17 protein-coding genes and 2 tRNA genes are annotated in these 21235 nt (G+C 42.0%); 5 read left to right on the forward strand and 14 right to left on the reverse strand.

What is annotated here, in order from left to right:
• Positions 1 to 66: 66 nt before the first annotated feature.
• Both ID47_RS04165 and ID47_RS04170 read left to right on the forward strand, forming a co-directional pair.
• Positions 67 to 1470, forward strand: a complete 1404-nt coding sequence (locus ID47_RS04165) for a DASS family sodium-coupled anion symporter (protein ID WP_038464208.1) — start codon at positions 67 to 69, stop codon at positions 1468 to 1470.
• 40 nt (positions 1471 to 1510) lie between these two features.
• Complete coding sequence (locus ID47_RS04170; protein ID WP_038464211.1) at positions 1511 to 1888, forward strand: hypothetical protein; 378 nt, start codon at positions 1511 to 1513, stop codon at positions 1886 to 1888.
• 60 nt (positions 1889 to 1948) lie between these two features.
• On the opposite strand, the gene ID47_RS04175 is transcribed toward ID47_RS04170, so the two are convergent.
• From ID47_RS04175 to ID47_RS04190, 4 genes are all read right to left on the reverse strand, one after another.
• Positions 1949 to 2863 carry a patatin-like phospholipase family protein gene (locus ID47_RS04175; RefSeq protein WP_084675907.1) on the reverse strand — a complete coding sequence of 305 codons (915 nt, stop codon included), beginning with the start codon at positions 2861 to 2863 and terminating at the stop codon, positions 1949 to 1951.
• A 78-nt stretch (positions 2864 to 2941) separates the two neighbouring features.
• Positions 2942 to 3017, reverse strand: a tRNA-Lys gene (locus ID47_RS04180).
• 141 nt (positions 3018 to 3158) lie between these two features.
• Positions 3159 to 3581 (reverse strand): alternative ribosome rescue aminoacyl-tRNA hydrolase ArfB, encoded by a 423-nt coding sequence (arfB, locus tag ID47_RS04185; RefSeq protein WP_038464214.1) that lies wholly within the window; start codon positions 3579 to 3581, stop codon positions 3159 to 3161.
• Positions 3582 to 3900: 319 nt separating this feature from the next.
• Complete coding sequence (locus tag ID47_RS04190; RefSeq protein ID WP_232223265.1) at positions 3901 to 5079, reverse strand: BaiN/RdsA family NAD(P)/FAD-dependent oxidoreductase; 1179 nt, start codon at positions 5077 to 5079, stop codon at positions 3901 to 3903.
• A 164-nt stretch (positions 5080 to 5243) separates the two neighbouring features.
• On the opposite strand from ID47_RS04190, the gene gyrB reads away from it, so the two are divergent.
• Positions 5244 to 7691: a DNA topoisomerase (ATP-hydrolyzing) subunit B gene (gene gyrB, locus ID47_RS04195; RefSeq protein WP_051908887.1), complete on the forward strand. Its 2448-nt coding sequence runs from the start codon at positions 5244 to 5246 to the stop codon at positions 7689 to 7691.
• Between the two features lie 709 nt (positions 7692 to 8400).
• Here gyrB and ID47_RS04200 read toward each other — a convergent pair.
• The 7 genes from ID47_RS04200 to ubiE all read right to left on the reverse strand — a co-directional run bounded on the left by ID47_RS04200 (position 8401) and on the right by ubiE (position 16741).
• Positions 8401 to 13188, reverse strand: a complete 4788-nt coding sequence (locus ID47_RS04200) for an NAD-glutamate dehydrogenase (RefSeq protein WP_198022344.1) — start codon at positions 13186 to 13188, stop codon at positions 8401 to 8403.
• Positions 13189 to 13310: 122 nt separating this feature from the next.
• Positions 13311 to 13385: transfer RNA gene (locus tag ID47_RS04205), tRNA-Gly, on the reverse strand.
• Positions 13386 to 13459: 74 nt separating this feature from the next.
• Positions 13460 to 14257, reverse strand: a complete 798-nt coding sequence (locus tag ID47_RS04210; RefSeq protein WP_038464216.1) for a metal ABC transporter permease — start codon at positions 14255 to 14257, stop codon at positions 13460 to 13462.
• The gene (locus tag ID47_RS04215; RefSeq protein WP_084676033.1) at positions 14250 to 14972 is read right to left on the reverse strand and encodes an ATP-binding cassette domain-containing protein; all 723 of its coding nucleotides are present in this window, start codon (positions 14970 to 14972) and stop codon (positions 14250 to 14252) included. Before ID47_RS04215 ends, ID47_RS04210 begins: the two co-directional genes overlap by 8 nt.
• Positions 14973 to 15011: 39 nt before the next feature.
• Positions 15012 to 15497: an SH3 domain-containing protein gene (locus ID47_RS04220; RefSeq protein WP_038464222.1), complete on the reverse strand. Its 486-nt coding sequence runs from the start codon at positions 15495 to 15497 to the stop codon at positions 15012 to 15014.
• A gap of 7 nt (positions 15498 to 15504) precedes the next feature.
• Entirely contained in the window at positions 15505 to 15990 is a 486-nt protein-coding gene (gene dut / locus ID47_RS04225) for a dUTP diphosphatase (protein ID WP_198022345.1), read from the reverse strand.
• A gap of 7 nt (positions 15991 to 15997) precedes the next feature.
• Positions 15998 to 16741 carry a bifunctional demethylmenaquinone methyltransferase/2-methoxy-6-polyprenyl-1,4-benzoquinol methylase UbiE gene (gene ubiE, locus ID47_RS04230; protein WP_038464225.1) on the reverse strand — a complete coding sequence of 248 codons (744 nt, stop codon included), beginning with the start codon at positions 16739 to 16741 and terminating at the stop codon, positions 15998 to 16000.
• A 207-nt stretch (positions 16742 to 16948) separates the two neighbouring features.
• Here ubiE and ID47_RS04235 point away from each other — a divergent pair, with 207 nt between their 5' ends.
• Positions 16949 to 17653: a hypothetical protein gene (locus ID47_RS04235; RefSeq protein ID WP_038464228.1), complete on the forward strand. Its 705-nt coding sequence runs from the start codon at positions 16949 to 16951 to the stop codon at positions 17651 to 17653.
• Between the two features lie 83 nt (positions 17654 to 17736).
• Positions 17737 to 18258: a hypothetical protein gene (locus ID47_RS04240; RefSeq protein WP_038464230.1), complete on the forward strand. Its 522-nt coding sequence runs from the start codon at positions 17737 to 17739 to the stop codon at positions 18256 to 18258.
• Between the two features lie 194 nt (positions 18259 to 18452).
• On the opposite strand, the gene ID47_RS04245 is transcribed toward ID47_RS04240, so the two are convergent.
• Genes ID47_RS04245 through ID47_RS13645 form a run of 3 tightly spaced genes read right to left on the reverse strand, consistent with a single transcriptional unit; the run spans position 18453 to position 20921 of the window.
• Positions 18453 to 19292, reverse strand: a complete 840-nt coding sequence (locus tag ID47_RS04245) for a TIGR04141 family sporadically distributed protein (RefSeq protein ID WP_269516740.1) — start codon at positions 19290 to 19292, stop codon at positions 18453 to 18455.
• Positions 19289 to 19894, reverse strand: a complete 606-nt coding sequence (locus ID47_RS13640; protein WP_038464236.1) for a DUF6119 family protein — start codon at positions 19892 to 19894, stop codon at positions 19289 to 19291. The genes ID47_RS04245 and ID47_RS13640 overlap by 4 nt, the downstream gene beginning before the upstream one ends.
• Positions 19872 to 20921, reverse strand: coding sequence for a DUF6119 family protein (locus ID47_RS13645; RefSeq protein ID WP_038464239.1), 1050 nt, complete (start codon positions 20919 to 20921; stop codon positions 19872 to 19874). The genes ID47_RS13640 and ID47_RS13645 overlap by 23 nt, the downstream gene beginning before the upstream one ends.
• Between the last annotated feature and the right edge of the window lie 314 nt (positions 20922 to 21235).

Raw genomic sequence — 21235 nt, forward strand, 5'->3', positions numbered from 1 at the left:
TTCCCCCTAGCCGAAATAATTAATTTCTGGTAACGGTAGTGCATTAGATCTACAAAGGAAAACCGTATGAGTCCGATTTTTAGCTTTTTAATCCCTGCTCTCTTGGGAATAGGGTTATATTTTTACCCAGCCCCGACAGGGATGGATCCCCAAGGCTGGCATTTATTCGCCATTTTTGTGGCAACCATTTCTGGGTTAATTTTTAAGCCATTACCCATGGGGGCAGTGGCTCTTATTGGATTAGCCGCAACAGTCTTGACAGGGACGTTAAAACTACAGCCCGAAGCTCTTAGCGGCTATGGCGATAGTATTATCTGGCTTGTCCTCTATGTATTTTTTATTGCCCGCGGGTTCATCAAAACAAAACTCGGTATCCGTATTGCCTATAAATTTGTTCAGTGGTTTGGTCGCAGTGCTTTGGGAATGGGATACAGTATTGTTGCAACAGAATTGTTTATTGCGCCTTTCGTTCCAAGCAGCGCTGCCCGCGCCGGCGGTATCATGTATCCTGTGGTGACTGCGATTTCTGAGTCAATGGGCAGCCATCCTTATGATGCATCCCGCCGTAAGATTGGGGCCTATTTGCACAAGATTGCCTATAACGGCAATTTAATTACCAGCGCTATGTTCTTAACCGCTATGGCTGCCAATCCAATGTGTCAATCCTTTGCTGCAAGTCAAGGCGTTCAAATTACCTGGAGTAACTGGGCCGTTGCTGCCGCTGTTCCGGGCTTATTGTCTCTGCTTGTTTTACCTTTATTCTTTTACTTCGCCTTTCCTCCCACCCAAAAGCGTTTTGACCATGCCCCTGATCTCGCCCGGAAAAAGCTAGCAGACATGGGAACAATGAGTGGTCAAGAATGGTTGATGGCGGGCGTCTTTGCTTTGATGCTGGGGCTGTGGATTTTTGGTGAACCTTATGGTATCTCTGCAGCAACAACAGCTCTTTTAGGCCTTTGCTTATTGCTTGTGACCAAAATCCTAACATGGAATGATGTTCTAGAAGAAAAAGAAGCTTGGCACACCTTAATTTGGTTTGCGATTTTAGTCACCATGGCTAAGTATCTTCAAATCTATGGTGTCGTTGCTTGGTTTTCCACCATGGTAAGCACTCTTGTCACGGGAATGGATTGGATGTCAGCCTTTGCGGTGCTGATCCTCATTTATTTCTATAGCCACTATTTCTTCGCCAGCAACACCTCCCATGTCAGCGCCATGTATGCCGCTTTCTTAGCTGTTGCAATTTCAGTGGGCACACCGCCATTGATTGCAGCTTTGGGCTTTGGATTCTGTTCCAGTCTATTTTCAAGCATGACCCACTATGGGGCCAGCTCTTCGGCCATGTTTTTTGGAGCCGGCTATGTGGATATTGGCACATGGTGGCGCCTGGGCTTCATGATCAGTGTGATCAATTTAATTATCTGGTTTGGGGTGGGAAGCATATGGTGGAAGGCTATCGGTCTTTGGTAAACTAGGGGTTTAAAAATTTATAAAGGATTAAGGAGAAGAAATGAAAATACTAACTGTTATACTGCCTTTTGGTCTTATGCCGCTTTTTCTAATGAGTTGTACGCCTCAACAAACACCAACTACTTCCCGAGAGGCCCCTACTGCCAGCAGAGCGGATCTTCCAGAGAAATCCTTACCAAGTGAGCGACTTAAGAGATATGATTATGGACGTCAATCCAGTAATGCAGACTTACTGACAAATCGTACCTATAAGCCAAGCTCTCTCCCTTCTTCCCGTTTCCCTTCTCCAGAGGTCGCCTCTCCTGCAAGAGTGGACCTAGCTAATAAATCATTACCCAGCGAACGAATTGGCTATGGCTATGGTTATGGACGACAAACCGGTAAAGCTGTTTTGGAGCAAATTAACCGCCATAAATAATACCTGCTTTCTCAAAAGACATAAATTGATTTCTTCTTATCGGTTGAAATCAATTTAGGTTTAGTGAACTCCTGTTTGCTTTCCTAATTTTTGCTCAATCAATTGTCTGATTTTAGGGGCTTCATTGCGCCCTACCTCCAACCCCCGCTGATAAACAACTTCATTCATGCCATTATCAAATGTGCCCATCATGGGTAAGGAAACTTTCAACACATAATCTGCATTGACCAAGGCCAAACGGGATTGATGACGCAAACTAATCTGCAAACAGCGTCGCAAGATTCCAAGAGCATGACTGGGAGCAGTGTCAGGTAAGCCTGCATCCAATTCAATAGCAATAATAAATTTAGCCCCCATTCGATGCGCGATTTCTGCCGGGGCATTATTAGAGACGCCACCATCTACGAAGAATTGCCCTTGCACCTCTACTGGCGTAAAAATACCGGGGAAAGCTGAGGATGCTTTAACAGCAGGAATCAATTTTCCTCTGCCTAAAGCTGTCATATCCCCAAATTGAAGGTTCGTTGCAACGGCAACAAAAGGAATTTTAAGCTCTTCAAAGTACCGAGCCTTTAAGGCTTCAGTGAGGAAAGACTGCAACCCATTGCCATCACTAATCCCAAAGGGTAGAAAGTTCAATGAAATATTGACAAGGTTTTCCCTTACCTGCGGTAATAGGAGGGCCTTAACCTGGTTAATATCGAGAGAATCAGCATATAAGGCCCCCACAATCGAACCCGCACTACATCCCACAATCAAATCAGGATAGATCCCCTCCTTCATGAGTTCTTCCATAATCCCGACATGGGCCAAGCCTTTTGCGCCGCCGCCGCCCAGTACAAACGCAATATCTATATCCTGATAGATAGGCAGTTGGGGATCATAGGGATGAGGAGAATCTGCAAATTTCAGTTGAGTACACGCTGTTAATGCCAAAGATAGCAGGGTAACAAGCAGTCTATTTCTTCGCAACATATAACTATATCAAATCGATAAATTTTTAATTAATTTAATCCGAAAATTGCGTTGCTTACAAGGAATATGTTTGGAAGATGGTGGGTCCAGAAGGATTCGAACCTTCGACACCCTGATTAAAAGTCAGGTGCTCTACCAACTGAGCTATGGACCCCCAAAAGATATACCTAATTTATTACAGATTTTCCCGCCCCTTTGCAACAGTTTTCTGATTTTTTTTATACTCTGGCAGAAAATTTAAAAAAAAACTACACTAAGCCTTTGTTTTTAATAAACTATAAAAAGCTAATTTAAATTACCCTTCTTCTATAATCACCTTTCTCAGTTTTTTTCGTTGGCTTTGCATGGCTTTTACTTGCAATCGTTTCTCTTTTGAAGCCCGGGATGGCGCTGTTGCAACCCGATGAACTGGTTTGTAAAGGGCATTTTTAATGAGCTGGATAAGCCGTTTTTTTGCTTCTTGGCGATTTTGATCCTGACTGCGAAACTTCTGGACCGTGATAATCAAAATACCGTCTTTGGTAAGACGCGGGCGCGCACTATAAAGTAAGCGCTGACGAACGTCTGCCGGCAAAGAAGGAGAGTTTAAAACATCAAAACGCAGTTGGACGGCCGTTGAAACCTTATTCACGTTTTGTCCTCCTGGCCCACTGGCACGGACAAATGTTTCACTTAGTTCCCAATCTTGCAAACAGAGCGTATCGGTAATCCATAACATGCAGATATCTCCGTGATATTGGTAAGCATTTAATAAGGCAGTGAATACAAATCCATACCAATTAAGTTAATAAACTGTCATCTCTAAAGGTGCTATTAAATACTAGAAAGCGTATTATTAATAATAACTTACTATATCTACATAAATTAAAAGCTTACAGACAATTTCTCGCTTTTGTCCTTTAACCGTTAAGATTTATAGTGGTTGCGGCTTTTAAAAACTCCACTAATCCAAAAAAACTTGATTATGAGGTGAGTTCTACGATTCTGGAGAACTGGAGCGCAGAGAAGAGTCAGGAATCACCTAATAAGCAAGTTTTTTAACAGGAAAGGCCGGCCGCATAGCCCGACGACCAAGCCCATTGAAAATTATAACCTCCCAACCAGCCGGTGACATCGACAACTTCCCCAATAAAAAATAAACCGGGCACATTTTTGACCATCATGGTTTTTGATGATAGATAATCAGTATCCACCCCACCGATTGTGACTTCTGCTTTTTGATACCCCTCGCTGCCTTGAATTGTTACAGGAAAATTATGCAGCCTGTCAGCAATAGCTAAAAGGCTGCTCTTCTTAACTTCTGTCATCGGTCTGTGCCAGAAAGAATCATCGACCATGAAATCCACTAACCGATCACTCAGATACTGCTTTAAGAAATTGCACAAAGTTTTTTTAGAATCTTTATTTTGACTGATGAGCTGCGATAAATCGAGAGATGGCAATAGATTAATTGAAAGTTTTTCTCCAGAAAAAGCAGGAAGATAAGAGGATATTTGCAAGATGGCTGGCCCACTTAACCCGCGATGTGTGAAAAGAATATTTTCAGAGAATTTAGTATTACCATAAGAAACAATAGAAGCATTGGAAATGCCGCTGATAGCTCTGAATTGCTGTAAATCATCAGCACCTACAGTTAATGAAACTAAAGCTGGGCGAGTGGCTCGGAGAGAAACACCAAATTTTTTGGCAATTCGATAACCAAAATCACTAGCACCAATTTGGGGAATTGATAAGCCACCGGTCGCTATAATGACAGACTGTGCTATAAAAGTTCCCTTATCGGATACAACAGAAAATTGATCTGATTTGCCTATATCATTCACGCGACATGATAATAGAATTTTCACCTGAGCTTTAGCACATTCATCCAGCAACATTTGAATAATCTGCTTAGAAGACCCATCACAAAAAAGCTGCCCTAGCGTCTTTTCATGATACTGAATGCCATGATCCTGAACCATTTTGATAAAATCGCGCTGCGTGAATCCCGCTAAAGCTGATTTAACAAAGTGAGGATTAGAACATAAATAGTTTGCAGGGCCGGCACCCAGATTAGTGAAATTACAACGCCCCCCACCGGAAATGCGAATTTTTTCCCCAATCTTGGCCGTATGTTCAATAAGAAGGATACGCCGACCGCGGCGGCCTGCCTGCAGAGCTGCCATTAAGCCGGCAGCACCGCCGCCAATGACAACCACATCATAATCTTGCATCATCAATTTGTTTTTGCTGTTTTTTAAAGAGTGTACAAGGAATTCAACCAAAAAGCACGTCTTTGCTTCTAACGATGGACCTGTTTTTAACTATGATTCTTTGAACAGTTGAGTTAACATGGATTAATTAACAATGGCATCAAATTCTATCTATGGTAGCAAAGACAATGACAGCGCAAAAACACGAAGAAATCCTTGACTCAATTGCAGAAAATGGTGAGGGATATAATGCCGATTCCATTAAAATTTTGAAAGGGCTCGATGCTGTTCGCAAGCGTCCGGGCATGTATATTGGTGATACAGACGATGGCACGGGTTTGCATCACATGGTCTATGAAGTGGTCGACAATGCCATTGACGAAACTCTTGCAGGGCACTGTGATCGCATTGATGTCATTATTAATCAAGATAACTCTGTGACTGTCCGCGACAACGGTCGTGGCATTCCAGTCGATATTCACCCCGAAATGGGGGTTTCTGCCGCTGAAGTTATCATGACTCAACTGCACGCGGGTGGAAAGTTTGACCAAAATTCTTACAAAGTCTCAGGCGGATTACACGGCGTTGGTGTGTCTGTTGTTAATGCCTTGTCAGAGGTTTTAGAACTAACAGTTTGGCGTAAGGGAGAAAAGCATTTTATGCGATTTAAGCACGGTGTGGCCGAGGCTCCGCTGACTGTTGTGGACAAAGGAGAGGCTAGTGGAACAGAAGTTCGATTTTTACCATCCAAAGAAACATTTGCTATTACCGAATTTGATCGCGCAACGATTGAACATCGACTCCGAGAATTAGCGTTTCTCAATTCTGGCGTAAATATTATTTTGCGTGATGAACGTGGTGACGAACCTTATGAAATTCAACTTCATTATGAAGGTGGGATTGAAGAATTTGTCAATTATCTCAAAAGAGGCAAAACTTCTTTACAGAATAAAACCGTTGTCGCCACTGGCACAAAGGACAGAGTGACTGTTGAAATTGCCTTGGAATGGACAGACAGTTATCACGAAACCATGCTTTGTTTTACCAACAATATCCCCCAACGGGATGGAGGAACTCACTTAGCCGGATTCCGCGCAGCTTTAACCCGGACGGTTAGCAATTATATGGCTAGCACACCGATGGGGAAAAAAGATAAAACGGCAGTCAGCGGTGAAGATGCGCGAGAAGGATTGATTTGCGTCCTTTCTATTAAAGTCCCAGATCCAAAATTCTCCTCCCAAACAAAAGATAAATTGGTTTCTTCCGAAGTTCGCCCAGCGGTTGAAAATATTGTTTCTGAAGCCTTAGACCAATGGTTTGAAGAAAATCCCGCTGATGCTAAACACATTGTTGGTAAAGTTATTGAAGCAGCTGCCGCCCGTGAAGCCGCCCGTCGTGCTCGTGAATTGACTCGACGCAAGGGCGCCTTAGACCTTGCCTCCCTTCCCGGTAAATTGGCTGACTGCCAAGAACGGGACCCATCGAAGAGTGAAATCTTTATTGTTGAGGGAGATTCCGCCGGTGGATCAGCGAAACAAGGACGAAACCGTCACTTCCAAGCTATTTTACCGTTAAAAGGTAAGATTTTGAATGTGGAACGGGCTCGCTTTGATAAGATGCTGGGGTCGGTTGAAATCGGGACCTTAATCACCGCTTTAGGTACTGGAATTGGCGCTGAAGAATTTAACCCGGATAAATTACGGTACCACAAAATCATTATTATGACTGACGCGGACGTCGACGGCAGCCATATTCGCACTTTACTGTTAACCTTCTTCTATCGTCAGATGCGACCCTTAATTGATCGTGGCTATCTTTACATCGCTCAGCCCCCTCTTTATAAGGTAAAGCGTGGTCAGTCAGAAGTTTATCTGAAGGATGAGCGAGCTATGGAAAACTACCTTCTCGATGCGGCTTGCAATGAATCCAGCTTTACACCAGCAAATGGCGCTCCTATTTCAGGCGTTGCTCTTAGAACTCTTTCAGAATTAATTATGAAAGCTCACCACAGCGTCATAGGATTAACACGGCGGATCACCAATCCGCTCCTGATCGAACAAACTTTGTTTGCAGGATTATTTGAAAATCCTACTATGGACTTAGAAATTATCGTTAATAAACTGGATCAAGCTTCGGCGGCCTTACAAGTAGCAGGCAAACCCGTCTATCGTCAAAAATGGTCGGCCATACGAGAAGGTCAAGACATGGTCTTTACTCACACTGTTGCTGGCGTTTCAGAGAGCTGGCGTTTTGATGAAAACGCTCTGCGGGCCCCAGAAATCAGATCTCTTTTAAATTTAAAGGCTGAGCTCGTAGACTTTTTCCAAAATCCAGGCCATTTTAGTGTCAAAGAAAACCATACCCCCATTGTCGGGCCAACCAGTTTAGGCAATGCTCTTCTAGAACAAGGTCGCAAAGGAATCACCATGAGCCGATTTAAAGGGCTTGGTGAAATGAATGCGGAACAATTGTGGGAAACGACGCTAGACCCCGAAGCTAGAACATTATTACAAGTTAAACTGGATCATATGGAAGAGGCCGAAGAAATCTTCTCAACGTTGATGGGAGACGTTGTCGAACCTCGCCGTGAATTCATTCAAGCAAATGCCTTGAAAGTCGTCAATTTAGATGCTTAAGGTATAACTGTTTAGCTCATCCATCTTGAAAACGAACCAGGTTTAAGGTCTCTTCACCCGCCTCATTCCGGACTTGATCCGGAATCCATTCCTGCATCTTAATGGCAAGAAGGTTTAAGCCAATATAGCTGTGATAAAATCATTCCTGTCCATAAAAGCTAGGCATAGTTTCCGGCTCGCTCTGCGCTTGCCCGGAAAGAGGAGACTTTTTTGGGTTTGTGCTTGTCGCAAACGCGCTAAATTTATAATCTCCTCACCGTCCTCATCCCAGGCTTGACCTGGGGTCTCAAGCGCACCTCAGTCCCCTCTTGTCATCGCGAGTTCCAGGCTCTTCGGCCGGGAATAGAGGAAAGGACGAAGTTCGGCCGGGAAAGAAGACTCTTTTTCCGGGCAACCGAAGGGCGACCCGGAATCTCGAGATCACCTGAGTCCCCTCTTACCACATCAAGTTCCCGGCTCTGCGGTCGGAAAAAAGGGAGGCTTGTAAGGGGTTTAATCACTCTTCCTCATTCCGGCCTTGAACCGCAATCTATTCCTATGTCGTGAGGATATCGCGATTCAGGAAGGTAGAGCTATGATAAAGTCATATTTGTCTGGAAAATATAAGTATGGTTTCTAGGTCGCGCTTACGCTTGCCTGGAAAGAGGCGCTTTTGGTGAAGAATATCCTTTTCCCGGCCGCAGAGCCGGGAAAGGAAAACTCCAAGCTTTTATAGCAAGCACAGAAATTTCTTCAACTGCGGCATGCGCTGAATCTGGCGAACAGCAAAAGTTAGCATACCCAAGTCAGGTCGATTGGTTGCGCGGAGCGGCGTCAGAACAGATTTTGCTTGACGAATATAGGCCTGCTGATTATCAATCCACTCATCTATATTATTGACATACCCCGAATTAATCACTTGTTGCGTCAACGCCATAATCGTTTGTCCAACATCATCAATTAATCCAAGTTGTGCACTTTGTTGCCAATCACTGCCAGCATCAAAATCAATGGCCTGGTCTTGTAACCAGTCAAGCCCAAACAAAGAACGCACAGCAAAATAGATACGTCCTGCATCCGTCAAGCTATAATGTTCTAATTGTAACGCCGCCACATCCATGAGTGATCCGAGGAATGGGATAAGCCCCAATTTTTCAGCGACAGATTGCGGTATGTTTTGAGCTAAATAAGTGACAATAGTTTCAGCCAATTTCTGTTGATCGGCGGTCGCTATTAAACTTGGCAAATGCCCCATAATTTCGTTAATTTGAGGCGCATTATTATAACCAGCTCCAAGAATCCGCATGACGGCCGTCTTGAGAACAAAAGAAATTCTCTCATATGCTTTATTCTGTAAGTCAGCACGCATCAAGCTATCAATCTGATCAATATCATCCCACCATTTATTGAGTTCTAGAGTTTCTGCCGCGATAAAGAAAGCATGAACAACCTCCGGAACAGAACAATTGGTAGCTTGCGACATTTCATAGACGAACGTTGGGCCTACCCGGTTAACCAAGGTGTTTGCCAAAACTGTGGCAATAATTTCTCGGCGCAATGGATGTTCAAGTATATCCTGTTTAAACTTTTCTTGCATCAAGGCGGGGAAATACTGAATCAGATGATGGTGATAGAATGGTAGCTCAGCTAAGTCAGAATCCATAATTTTGTTGTAGAGCGAAATTTTTGAATAAGCTAACAACACAGCCAATTCTGGACGCGTCAACCCCTGCCCTTTAGAGCGTCGTCGCTCAAAAACTTCATCATCCGGCAAGAATTCAATACTACGATTAAGATGAATTTCACTTTCAAGCACCTTGATCAAATTCTGATAATTTGTCAAGCCATCCTTCCCGGTAAGCTGCATAACAGACAGAATTTTAGTTTGTTGATAATTGTCCCGGAGCACAAGCTCGGCAACATTATCTGTCATCTCTACCAACAGTTTATTTCGAGCCTCTCGGTCTATTTTTTGCTTCATCGATGAGAATAAAACTTTGATATTAACTTCGTGATCCGAACAATCTACACCAGCCGAGTTATCAATAGCATCAGTATTGATACGCCCTCCTTTTAAAGCAAATTCAATACGCGCTAACTGGGTCATCCCTAGATTTGCCCCTTCGCCAATAACTTTAGCCCGCAGCTGGCGACCATCGATCCGTAAGGCTGCATTGATGTTGTCTCCAACGTCAGCATTAGATTCATTTTGACTTTTGATATAGGTTCCAATGCCCCCAAACCATAACAAATCAACGGGCGCCTGGAGAATGGCTCGAATAACATCATCCGGGCTATGCGTTGTGGCAGGCAACCCTAGCAAAGCTAACGCCTCATCACTTAACTGAATTGACTTTAAGGTTCGTGGGTAAACCCCACCACCTTTAGAAATTAAATTCTTATCATAATCATCCCAAGATGATCGGGGCAAATTGAATAGACGATGGCGTTCGCCATAAGAAATTTCTGCATCTGGATTGGGATCAATAAAAATATGACGATGATCAAAAGCTGCCACGAGCCGAGTTTTATTAGATCGCAACAACCCGTTACCGAACACATCCCCCGACATATCGCCCACACCCGCCGCAATAAATGGCTGTGATTGAACATCAATCCCCATTTCGCGGAAATGACGCTTAACGGATTCCCATGCCCCGCGTGAGGTAATAGCCATTTTCTTATGATCATACCCCGCTGAACCGCCCGAGGCAAAAGCATCATCAAGCCAAAAGCCATACTCAAGCGAAAGAGCATTCGCTATATCGGAAAATGTCGCTGTTCCCTTATCAGCCGCAACAACCAAATAAGGATCATCGTCATCATAACGCACGACCTGGGATGGGGGCACCACCTCTCCATTGATGAGATTATCGGTAATATCGAGCAAGCCACGAATCATGGTTTGATAACACCGAACAACTTCTTCCATCAATTCCGTTCGATCAGTAAAGTCATTGTGACGCTTAACCACAAAGCCCCCCTTTGATCCTAACGGCACAATCACCGAGTTCTTAACCATCTGAGCCTTCATGAGTCCCAAGATCTCAGAACGGTAATCTTCAAATCGGTCAGACCAACGCAAACCACCCCGTGCCACCTTTCCTCCTCTGAGGTGGATGGCTTCCATTGTTGAGGAATAAACAAAAATCTCAAACATAGGACGGGGTTGAGGCAAATCTTGCAATTTGAAAGAATCAAACTTGAAAGACAAGTAATCCTTATCACTCTGATCACCCGTCAACTGATAGTAATTTGTGCGGACCGTCGACTGGATCGCGTTCAAAATACGCCGTAGGATACGATCATGGTCCAATCGAGACACATTTTGCAGCAGTCCTAAGATTTTATCCTCAATGGCATCCGTCGATACTGGATGCTTTATAACAGGATTGAACTTTTGTTCAAACAACTCGGCAAAACTAGTGCAAATTTCTGGATAGGTTGCGAGTGTTTGTTCAACATAAGATTGAGAATATGGCAATTTCGCCTGCAGCAAAAATTTAACATAGGCTCGGATCATATTGGTTTGCTTAACTGTTAAACCTGCTTGTAAAATCAGTTGGTTAAAACCATCATTTTCAATTCGACCAGCATAAACCAAGTGGAAGGCTGGACGCAAATAAACTTCATGGGCCTGCCAATTCATAGAATCATCAATCTCTACATCAAAATCATGAATGTGATAGTCAACACCGCAGCGATCAATCGTATAGGTCGTTTCTGAAAGAACTTTTAAGCCAAAATGATTTAACAGGGGCAATAAGGAGGATAAAGATAAAGCTTGTCCTTTGAAATAGATTTTTACCCGAACAGCTCCATCGTTGTGACTGTAAATATTAATATCTATCGGGTAGTCATCGGACAGCTTTTCTATATAAACAATGTCATCATAAACTTCTTCAGGGGCAAAAGCTTCTTGATAAGAGGCTTGAAAACTCCCCCGATAGGGGGCCAAAAAACCGGATGTATTGCTAATAGTCGTTTTCTGATCGAGGAATAATTCTAAGCGGTCAAACCATCCCAGCGAAGCTTCATCTAAAAGAACTTGTAAATCGATCCCATTTATAGCAACTGTTACAGGTTCAGCAAATTCAACCACATAGATAACTCGAGCAAAGGGCAAATCCCCAACCTGAGCCACACTGGAACCAATTTTTCCCTTAAATTGTTGAGAAATCAACTGCCCCAATCGTTCTTTCAATGTATAGCTATACCGTTCACGTGTCATAAAGACCATCACCGTTACATAACGCCCATACACATCAGGACGAGAGAACACAGAAAGCCCAGCATGATCCCGTAATTCCAAAACATTATCACAAATATTAAAAAGCTGTTCGGTCGAATGATAGAACATTTCATCCCGCGGAATACTATCCAGGATCGATAATAAAGATTTCCCATCATACCAGGTAGGATTCAAATTAAATTGATTGAAGACAATTTCAACTTTACGGCGTAAATAGGGAACCTCAAAGGCCCGAATATTAAAAATTTCTTTAGTAAAGACACCAATAAGCTGGTAAACCCCTTTGATTTTTCCAGTTTCGTCCCAATCCATAATTTCAATCGAATCAATGCGCGATGGACGATGGATGGGAGAGCGTTGATTCGTTTTTACCACACTCATGAGCTGGGAAATCCCGGCTTCCTTAGTGGTCAAATCTGGAACAACTTTTGCCCGGCTAAGGCTGGGCACCATATCATCTAATTGGGAAAAATCTTCATATAAAAACAAGCCTTTGCGACTCTTAACATTTTCCTCTAGACAGTAAAACTCTACGTTAGCAGCCTGATTTTTAGTATCAAAATATCGCGCTCCTAAGGGGACAAAATAGCGTTCGCTTAACCAACCCAAAAACTCTTTCATCTCCTCGCCCTCATCGGCCCGGTATTTGCCCACAATAGCCATGGGCAACTTTTCTCGAAGTTGAGCGATATCTTGTAGAATGGCAGGAATATCATCCACAGTCAGGCAAATCTTTTTCAGCAATTCATCCAATTCCTGGCTAAACTGCTCAAGACTTCTAGCGGTGAACCGATTCTTTGCTTGAACAAAAATAACAGATTCAAAGCTTAAGCCAGCACCATTGCCCGGCTTATGGATATCTTCATAAATTTTCTCAATTGATCCCGTGGCATCCCGTTCAACAGCAATCACAGGATGAATAAGGAGTTGCGGCTTTAAATTCCATTTTTGGAAAAATGTCAAAAGGCTTTCAATTAAATAAGGGCGATCAATATTGATCAAGGTCAAAAAAATGCGTTCTGTGCGATGTAAAGAAAGTTTGCCGACTTTAATTTCTTTAAAAGAAGCCGTGCGATCATACTGCTTAAAATGGTCCCAAACTGAACTGATAAAGCAGCCGAGATCTTCCTCAGTTAACTTTTCAATATAGCCCACCGGAAATCGTTCCATGAATAGGCGAATAAACGCTTTATAGTCCGGCTGATTAGGACCAGCTAATTGCTCACACTGATGATCTGTAATCTGATTTCTAGCTTTATTAAACATGTTATCATCCCTCATTTTTACCAGCATAAATGCCCCTCTATGGTAACAATTAGGCCTACTGTAACAGATATTTGTTAACGAATGAACAAGGATATTGAAGGATATTTTAGGAAGTTTTTTTTTGGAGCGGGCGAAGGGATTCGAACCCTCGACACCAACCTTGGCAAGGTTGTACTCTACCCCTGAGCTACGCCCGCTTTTTGGGGAAAAGTTCTTTCAAACTATGTGTATTCTTTATTGCCCATCCGTAGAAAATTTGCAACATATTTTTTCAATATTTTTTTGCAACGGATCCTATCACCATAAATATCAAAGAGATAACAACAATCACGGGTCCGGTGGGGAGATCAAAACAAAAGGATGCCAAAGCCCCCACTATAAAGGACAGTACCGCAACTAAACTGCTTATCACCACCATCCCTTCAGGAGAGCGTGCAAAGTAAGATGCTGTGGCAGCCGGAAAAATCATCAAGGCTGGCAACAACAGAGCCCCTGTAATTTTCAATCCCACAGCCGTGACCAAGGCAATTGTCGTCAAAAAAATCATTTGTATAGGGTAAATAGGGATGTTATTAGTTGCAGCTAAGTCTTCATCCATTGTAATGAGCACCACCGATCGCCAAATCTTCAAAAACAGCAAAGGTGTCCCGATCGCTACAGCAAAAACCCAAAATACATCAGCCCATGTAACACTTAAAATCTCGCCAAACAGAACAGCCTCTGGGTTAAGACGCACAGCCGGATAAAGCGCCATCAAACATAATCCCAAGGCCAACCCACCGTAAGACACTCCCCCCAGCCATGTATCTAACGGTAAGCGAGAGTTATCTCGATGGCGCGACAAGATAAATGCAGCAAGCAAAGCAATACCCGCAACGGCAACTTGTGGATGGATATGAAGGATAAGTCCCCCCACAACCCCCAATATTGCCGCATGTCCCATCGCATCACTGAAAAAAGACATCCGGCGCCAGAGCATAAAACACCCAAGAATTCCCAAAGGAATTGCAAGACCTATTCCTGCCGCTAAGGCACGCTGCACAAATTCTTGTTGTAATAATTCAATCATGATCATGGCCTTGGGTACAGGGTATATCATGATGATGCGTGTGATGATGCGTATAAATGGCGAGCGAGGCTGCTTCTGCCCTTGTCCCAAATAATTGAGCATAGGAGGGATGACTTTGGACATCCGAGGGACTACCCGAACAACAAACATGCTGATTAAGGCAAATGACGTTATCGCTCGCTGCCATAACCAAATGCAAATCATGCGAAACCAAAACAATGCCGCAGCCAATCTGATCACGCAAGCGGGCTATCAGTTGGTAAAGATCAGCTTGCCCCATAATATCGACTCCTTGCGCTGGCTCATCCAAGACCAACAAATCCGGATCTTGCATTAAAGCTCGCACTAAGAGGATTCGCTGCGTTTCACCGCCCGACAACTCACGCATCCAACGCTGCTTTAAATGACAGGCGCCAACATCATGAAGAACCCGATTAATTTTTTCCGCCAAAATTTTGTTGCCGAGAGGAGACGCTAATTGTAAAAATCGCTCAACCGTAACAGGAAGCAATGGATTCAATTTCAACTTTTGGGGAACATAGCCTACTCGCACTTTAGCCAAATGATGGATCTTGCCTGAACTCGGTTTTGCTAGCCCCAGCATCAACTTTAAGAGAGTCGTTTTCCCTGCCCCATTTGGACCAATAATGGTGGTGATCTTACCTTTTGAGATGGTCAAATTAATATCACTTAGAATGGGGGCACCTGATGTCATCGTATAACTGACATCTATAAATTTAATTAGATCCACAACTTAGACCTTTTCTTCGTGCGCATAAACCCCCCATATGGCTTTTTTACGAATCCATCCAGAATAATTATTTGCCTCTACCTGACACCATTCTTTTTCACATTTTTTGACCTTAAGAATAATGCCAGGGTCTAAATATGCAACAATACGAGCGTCTTTTTTTGGCTTCATGCGCAGTTTACGTTGATGATCCGTGACCAAAGCCGTTCTTTTACCCGACAACAGACTTTTATGAACCCAACTCTTTGCCCCTTCGGAATCCCTGATTTGTCGCCAGGTATCAAATTCAGCTATGATTTCCACCGGTAATCCCTGGCGAGTATAGGTCCATTCAATGGGATAACTTTTCCCAGGCCCGACGTGAACATTAACTTTGTTAGACCGAATAGAGGCAAAACGAGGCAAGGGTAGTTTTTCAGCGTTCGCAAGCACCAATGACGGCAATAGAAAAATAAATAAAATGACAAAGCTGCGTCCAATTCTAATCATCGAATGCCTAGCCCTTTAATCCTGTTGATCCAAATCTGTTACTGCCACGAATAGTTTCTTCAAGACCACTCACGATATTCCAATCCACACGCTCATGCCGAGCAATAACCATTTGCGCAAATCGTAATCCCCGTGTCACTGTGAACGGTTCAGTTCCCAAATTGGTCATAATACCCATAATTTCGCCTCTATAATCGGCATCAATGGTTCCTGGCGCATTCAATACAACGACGCCGTTTTTTAAAGACAATCCAGATCGAGATCGAACTTGGGCTTCAAACCCAATCGGCAAGGCAATTGCAATTCCAGAAGGAACCAATTTAATATCGCCAGGGTTTAGAATAATATCCTCTGTTATTGCGGCATATAGATCAAGGCCGGCACTGTAGGCTGTACCATAGCAAGGCAACGGCAAATCTTTACCATGAGGAAGCTGTTGAATATCAACCAATAAAGCGTCAGAAGAAGTATATTTTTGAGTGTTTATCGTCATTCATCGTTTATTTTTTAAAGGCACTATGAATACAGGATACACCACCCAAGAAATTTTTCCAATGTACGTCAACAAATCCTGAGCTTTTTAATAAGGTAGCAAACTGTTCTTGCTCAGGAAAACGACGAATACTCTCAACTAAGTATTGATAGGAGGCACGATCCTTAGCCACGAGATCGCCCAACCACGGCAATACCTCAAAGGAATAACGATCATAGATTTTTTCCAGGAGAGGGAGCTGGACTTTACTAAATTCCAAACACACAAAACGCCCCCCTGGCTTTAGAATACGATAAGCCTCGGTCAACGCTTGAGTCAGATGAGTCACATTTCGCATCCCAAAAGAAATTGTATAAATATCATAACTATTATCGGGGAATGGTAATTGTTCAGCATTACCGCAGGTCCAGTCAAGATTATGAATTAACCCGCGATCCAAAGCGCGTTCCCGCCCCACATGCACCATACTAGGCGTCAGATCACAGACAGTGACAGCAGGATTAAGGTGAGGATATGATTCTAAAATCTTAAAGGCGATATCCCCTGTCCCTCCCGCTACATCCAAAATCCGGTCATGCAGTTTGATGGGCAAATTGCTAATAAAGCTAGACTTCCAATATCGATGGATTCCTAAGCTCATCAAGTCATTCATTATGTCATACTTGGATGCTACACTGGTGAAGACCTCTTTCACCCGTCGAGTACGCTCTTCAGGGCTTGTAGATTGGAAACCAAAAAAATTTTGGATCATGATCGCCTCTCATATATAAAAACATCCCCGTTCCCTTTGGCCCAGCCTTAAGATAGGAACACTATGCCATCCGTTTCCTAAAGACGCAATATATACCTATTATAGTGCTCTTTGACAGGGGATGTTTTCATCAGAATTCTCTCCTCTTAACTAAATTTTAACTTTCATGAGTCATATATTTATTAAAACCATGAAGGAGGCCACTCAATGCAGAATAGAATTTTAAAGTCGATAATGATCTTGTCATTATGTCTATCTTATTCTCAAGCAGAAGAAGAAACAGGGTTCATGGCAAAGATAAAATTATTTTTTGGCGCAATACCACCACAGGACGTTGATCGAGGAGAAGGGATCAGTCGAACCTTTACCCCTTCGCCAAAAAAGGTCTCAATAGATAGCCAACATAATGCAGCAAGTGAATTATTCTCTGATTCCGCCACTCTTGATGGTTACTGGAAGGAAAATACCATGGGTGAACCATCCGATCATGCTCTCACAATGGAGGAACCAGGTAGACTTATGCCCGCGGAAAGAGGATTAGACCAACCAATAGCCCCCACCATTCCTGTGGATCAAACGCCACCATCCGACCCGGTACATGACCTTACGCCGGCTATAGAGATGCCGCTGGAACCAGGGATACTAGAAAGACCCCTGACTCAAACTCAACAACCATCCGCTGCCGAGGACGCCCTTCTCCCTTCTCCAAGCCCTCAGTCGGCCATAGATAACACAACACAATTCCCCACCTTCTCCCCCACTCTTCATCCTGATCAATTAGAGCCGATGATGCCTGACAGTATGGTGGATGAAATGCCTGGTACAATGGAGCACGAAAATCCTGAGCCCCAGCCACAATTATTTACTCAACACTCTCCTCAACATTTCGAAAATATTGATGAGAGTCGATAACTAAACTTATATCGGATTAACTTATTTTTTACTGATCTATGGCATGCTGAGAGTAGGACGAGCTCTTTATAATTGATGAGACAATGCCCCTATTTTTCTTATTCTTGTTCGTGGCAATTGCAGTATCGGCGTGCAGCAATCCAGCCGATGTTTCGGATATGGTTTATACTGTCCCGGAAAAGAATAAAGTTACTAAAACATCGAGATATTACCAGAACATAGAGGTAGAAAAGGTAACTGGCGGATCGGAGACATCTTTTTATACCGACACAAAAATTAGCAATACTCAACTAAAAGAAGCCATTGAGCAATCCCTCCAAGCCGCCAATATGCAATCGACTTCTAGCAATTCTACCTATCATTTAACAGCCGAGATTGCTGATCTCCAGCAGCAATCCTTTGGGGAAAGCCCTAAAACGGAAGTGCATATAAAATTCACGTTACAGAACAAAAAAACGAAAGCCACTGTTTTTGCTGAAACTTATACCAATGACAATTTTGCCACAAACAAAGACGCACTCAGACGCGGTAAAAAAGTAGAAATCGCCACCGAACGGGCTGTTCAAGGCGCAATCCATAAACTTCTGGACCGATTATTAATGTAAGAGTTCTTTCAACGCGCGACTTTGTAAGCACAAAATTTTTGCCAATCTGTTTGGTGTATCAAGGCAAAATTTAGATGGCTTCAGGTCAGTCGTTAAAAGGGAAGAACATCTTTAATGCTCCCGAGAGAGTAAAAGAATCTTAATCTTCTTTTACTCTCCATCAATTAAGCTATCTTTTTTGCCCTTTTTCTACCTTACATTTGGACAATTCCAATTTTTTGAACGCCTACTTTATAGCCTTCATTTGTTATTCTTGTAGCATGCTCTCTTAAATTAACTCGGCTAAAAAATGGAAGAATATCAGCCATCTTACCCGTTTTATTTGTTATAATCCCATAGACTATTTGATAATCTGACGGATTAAATTTTTGAAAGGGAATTAATTGACTCAATAAAATTTGATTATTATAGCAAGTCTCTGTGATTTCTTTGACAAGAGAATCAGTAATAAGTATTTTTCCCAAGACGCTTATTGATAGTTTTATAAACTCTCCAAATATTTTTTGGTCTCGTTCTTCCTGTTCTATGGAATTATCTAATTTACAAGCTTCTGTAAATTTATCACGCAACTCTTCAAACAAGTAATTTTCATAAAATTCATATAAGTGGGTGTCAGTTAAGGAAATAGGCTTTTTTGGAGATATGTATTCTTTAACCTGCTTTTCGGTAAATTCGTTACCTTTTCTTAGGTTGCCTAGTATGTTCTTATCCATGGCCAATAAACCCCCTATCTTGCTGTTCCAATCAGTGTGCTTGGCTGCTTCTATCAGCCATTTATTCTTAATACGCTGAAACTGTAATGCGGTTTTATTCTTTAAAAAGTTAAGTATTTCAGCGCGTCCATACTTATCTTTTGTCCCTAAACGAAAACCATTATCTCTTTTTAAAGTTATTGCGGAAACGGATCCTTGCGCAAACAAATGGCTAAGAACTGAAGAATCAGTCCCATCCTTTATATGAACTAATTGTTTTTCTTTTGTCAGCAGGTCACATACCTCAATGGGAGTTGCATGAGTATGGGTAGAAGGGGCTATACTGTCCGTTGGTCAAACAGTAAAAAAGAACCTTTATTAGAAGTTACACTTGCATTGTAGGGGCCTTCTTTTTGTTTAGGCCCTTTGTCAGGTAGGTTAAGACGCTTATTATCCTCTAAGCAGATTTTCTCTATATAACTATCAATTTCTGCAACATAATCGAGAGCCAACATAAACCACATCCCTTCATGAAGGACATATCTTGCTTTTTGTTGTGCAGTTTCAAATATTATCCCCTTGTACATATTCCATTCACTAATGGTCTCATGAGTATCCTCATCAACGGCAAAAACTTTTTGCGTTTTGAATTTTTTTATAGAAAAATTACTTCCACCAGCTAAATTTCTAAGATAATCAGCGATTTCTTCTAAATTACTATAACGTTTTCTTGTCGAATTAAGTTTATAATGGGCAGGTATATTAGAATCTCGGTTGGTTACATCAACATTCCATGGATGAGAGAGATACCACGTTTCAGAAGTTTCACCTTTTATGGCAGACAAAAGGCATTTTTGTAAATTAGAGATGGTGTCTTTCTCCGTAATAGGGCGAATATTTTTAATCCAGGGAAATTTTCTCTTATAATCTTTTTTTTTGATCATACTCTAAAAGTTCTAGGCAAAGGTCAGGTAAACGATCAATTTCAAGTTTACGACCTACTTGCACATACGCACCATAACTTACCATCCTATAAGTTATTCCATCCTCGCCTTTAGAAACATCAGCGGAAATTGTTTTTACTAAACTATTAGCGTCTACAGCAAACTGATTTAGATCAACTGGCATATTATAAGTAGTTACTGTAGCCCGCGGATTGTAGGATATTGTCTGACTTCCTAGTTCCCTAATTTTACTCGTATCCACGGCGTTTAAAGCTACCTTTAAGCCAAAATCCTGCTCTATGCTATCAGAATTCAGGAGACGGTAACCGTTTCCTAAAGGGATAGCAAATATCCTTGTATTTGCTTCTATAAATATAATAGCTGAATCAATTTTATAGGCATTTCCCGAAAGCGGTAAAGGAAGAGTTTTATCCTCACCATCTGTGGCAATATGATCTAGAATAGAATCGACCCAGGGCGCGGCTTTAACTCTTTCTCTCTTTAAAAATATAGTGCCAGCAATCCCATCTTTTATAGTATGTTGCGTTAGGATTATCTCAGAATTTTCTATATCCTCACCCTCCAAAACTCCTAAGTTTAATTCATCTTCCCCCAACTCATTTTCGTGGTCGCTCGTGCTTGAACCTGATCTATCTCCTTTTTTGAAAATTTCATCATATTTTCTTATGATGTCTTTATAAGAAAGAATATTTGCTTTAATTAATGCAACTCTAAATGAACTTTTTTGAGAGGTTTTTTGTTTTTTAGTAGTTTTGGAATTAGTACTCGTACTTTCAGAAATAGATAAAGAACGCTTCCGCGCTTGGTTAGGCTCCTCTTTCATAAAGTTCTCTAAAGCCAGGTCTAAAGAAAATTCTTCCTTGCCATCCTCTAAAGAACTAGAGGAAGGAGCTCCTTCTCCTAAGTCACTAATTTCTTTTCCCTTTTCTGCAGCTAAACAAGGTTGTCGACCTATTATTTGCATCATAAAAGACAGGGTAATAATCGTAAATTTGACGTAACGCATCGAGTGTCCTTTTTTAGTTTTTACATAATGTTCCTGTAAGCTGTTTTTCAATGGACCTTTCTTAATTTTAAAAACTTAAATTAATCTGCAATCAAAAAATTAGAAGTGGCAGCATGTTATATGCATGCGTTTGCATAGAGTTCTACTACTCTAAAAAATCGTTTAAGAACGATTTTGCGTTCAATCTACGTGCACTAAATATCCTTTAATTACGAGAATTTTTAGAATTAATTTAAAAAATTTGTTGAATGTATAATTAATTTTTAAAAATTAATTATGGTAAGAAATACCTTAATTGTCATATATAGCGCTTG

Origin of the sequence: Candidatus Paracaedibacter acanthamoebae, from assembly GCF_000742835.1 — a bacterium.
In the GTDB taxonomy this organism is placed as follows: domain Bacteria; phylum Pseudomonadota; class Alphaproteobacteria; order Paracaedibacterales; family Paracaedibacteraceae; genus Paracaedibacter; species Paracaedibacter acanthamoebae.

Coding starts and splice junctions, on each gene's coding strand:
- ID47_RS04215 (WP_084676033.1), bottom strand. CDS start 14,972: ATGACATCAGGTGCCCCCATTCTAAGTGATATTAATTTGACCATCTCA.
- ID47_RS04240 (WP_038464230.1), top strand. CDS start 17,737: ATGCCCCTATTTTTCTTATTCTTGTTCGTGGCAATTGCAGTATCGGCG.
- ID47_RS04200 (WP_198022344.1), bottom strand. CDS start 13,188: ATGTTTAATAAAGCTAGAAATCAGATTACAGATCATCAGTGTGAGCAA.
- ubiE (WP_038464225.1), bottom strand. CDS start 16,741: ATGATCCAAAATTTTTTTGGTTTCCAATCTACAAGCCCTGAAGAGCGT.
- dut (WP_198022345.1), bottom strand. CDS start 15,990: ATGACGATAAACACTCAAAAATATACTTCTTCTGACGCTTTATTGGTT.
- ID47_RS04210 (WP_038464216.1), bottom strand. CDS start 14,257: ATGATTGAATTATTACAACAAGAATTTGTGCAGCGTGCCTTAGCGGCA.
- arfB (WP_038464214.1), bottom strand. CDS start 3,581: ATGTTATGGATTACCGATACGCTCTGTTTGCAAGATTGGGAACTAAGT.
- ID47_RS04235 (WP_038464228.1), top strand. CDS start 16,949: ATGCAGAATAGAATTTTAAAGTCGATAATGATCTTGTCATTATGTCTA.
- ID47_RS04165 (WP_038464208.1), top strand. CDS start 67: ATGAGTCCGATTTTTAGCTTTTTAATCCCTGCTCTCTTGGGAATAGGG.
- ID47_RS04175 (WP_084675907.1), bottom strand. CDS start 2,863: ATGTTGCGAAGAAATAGACTGCTTGTTACCCTGCTATCTTTGGCATTA.
- ID47_RS04220 (WP_038464222.1), bottom strand. CDS start 15,497: ATGATTAGAATTGGACGCAGCTTTGTCATTTTATTTATTTTTCTATTG.
- ID47_RS13640 (WP_038464236.1), bottom strand. CDS start 19,894: ATGATCAAAAAAAAAGATTATAAGAGAAAATTTCCCTGGATTAAAAAT.
- ID47_RS04170 (WP_038464211.1), top strand. CDS start 1,511: ATGAAAATACTAACTGTTATACTGCCTTTTGGTCTTATGCCGCTTTTT.
- ID47_RS13645 (WP_038464239.1), bottom strand. CDS start 20,921: ATGCGTTACGTCAAATTTACGATTATTACCCTGTCTTTTATGATGCAA.
- gyrB (WP_051908887.1), top strand. CDS start 5,244: ATGACAGCGCAAAAACACGAAGAAATCCTTGACTCAATTGCAGAAAAT.
- ID47_RS04190 (WP_232223265.1), bottom strand. CDS start 5,079: ATGATGCAAGATTATGATGTGGTTGTCATTGGCGGCGGTGCTGCCGGC.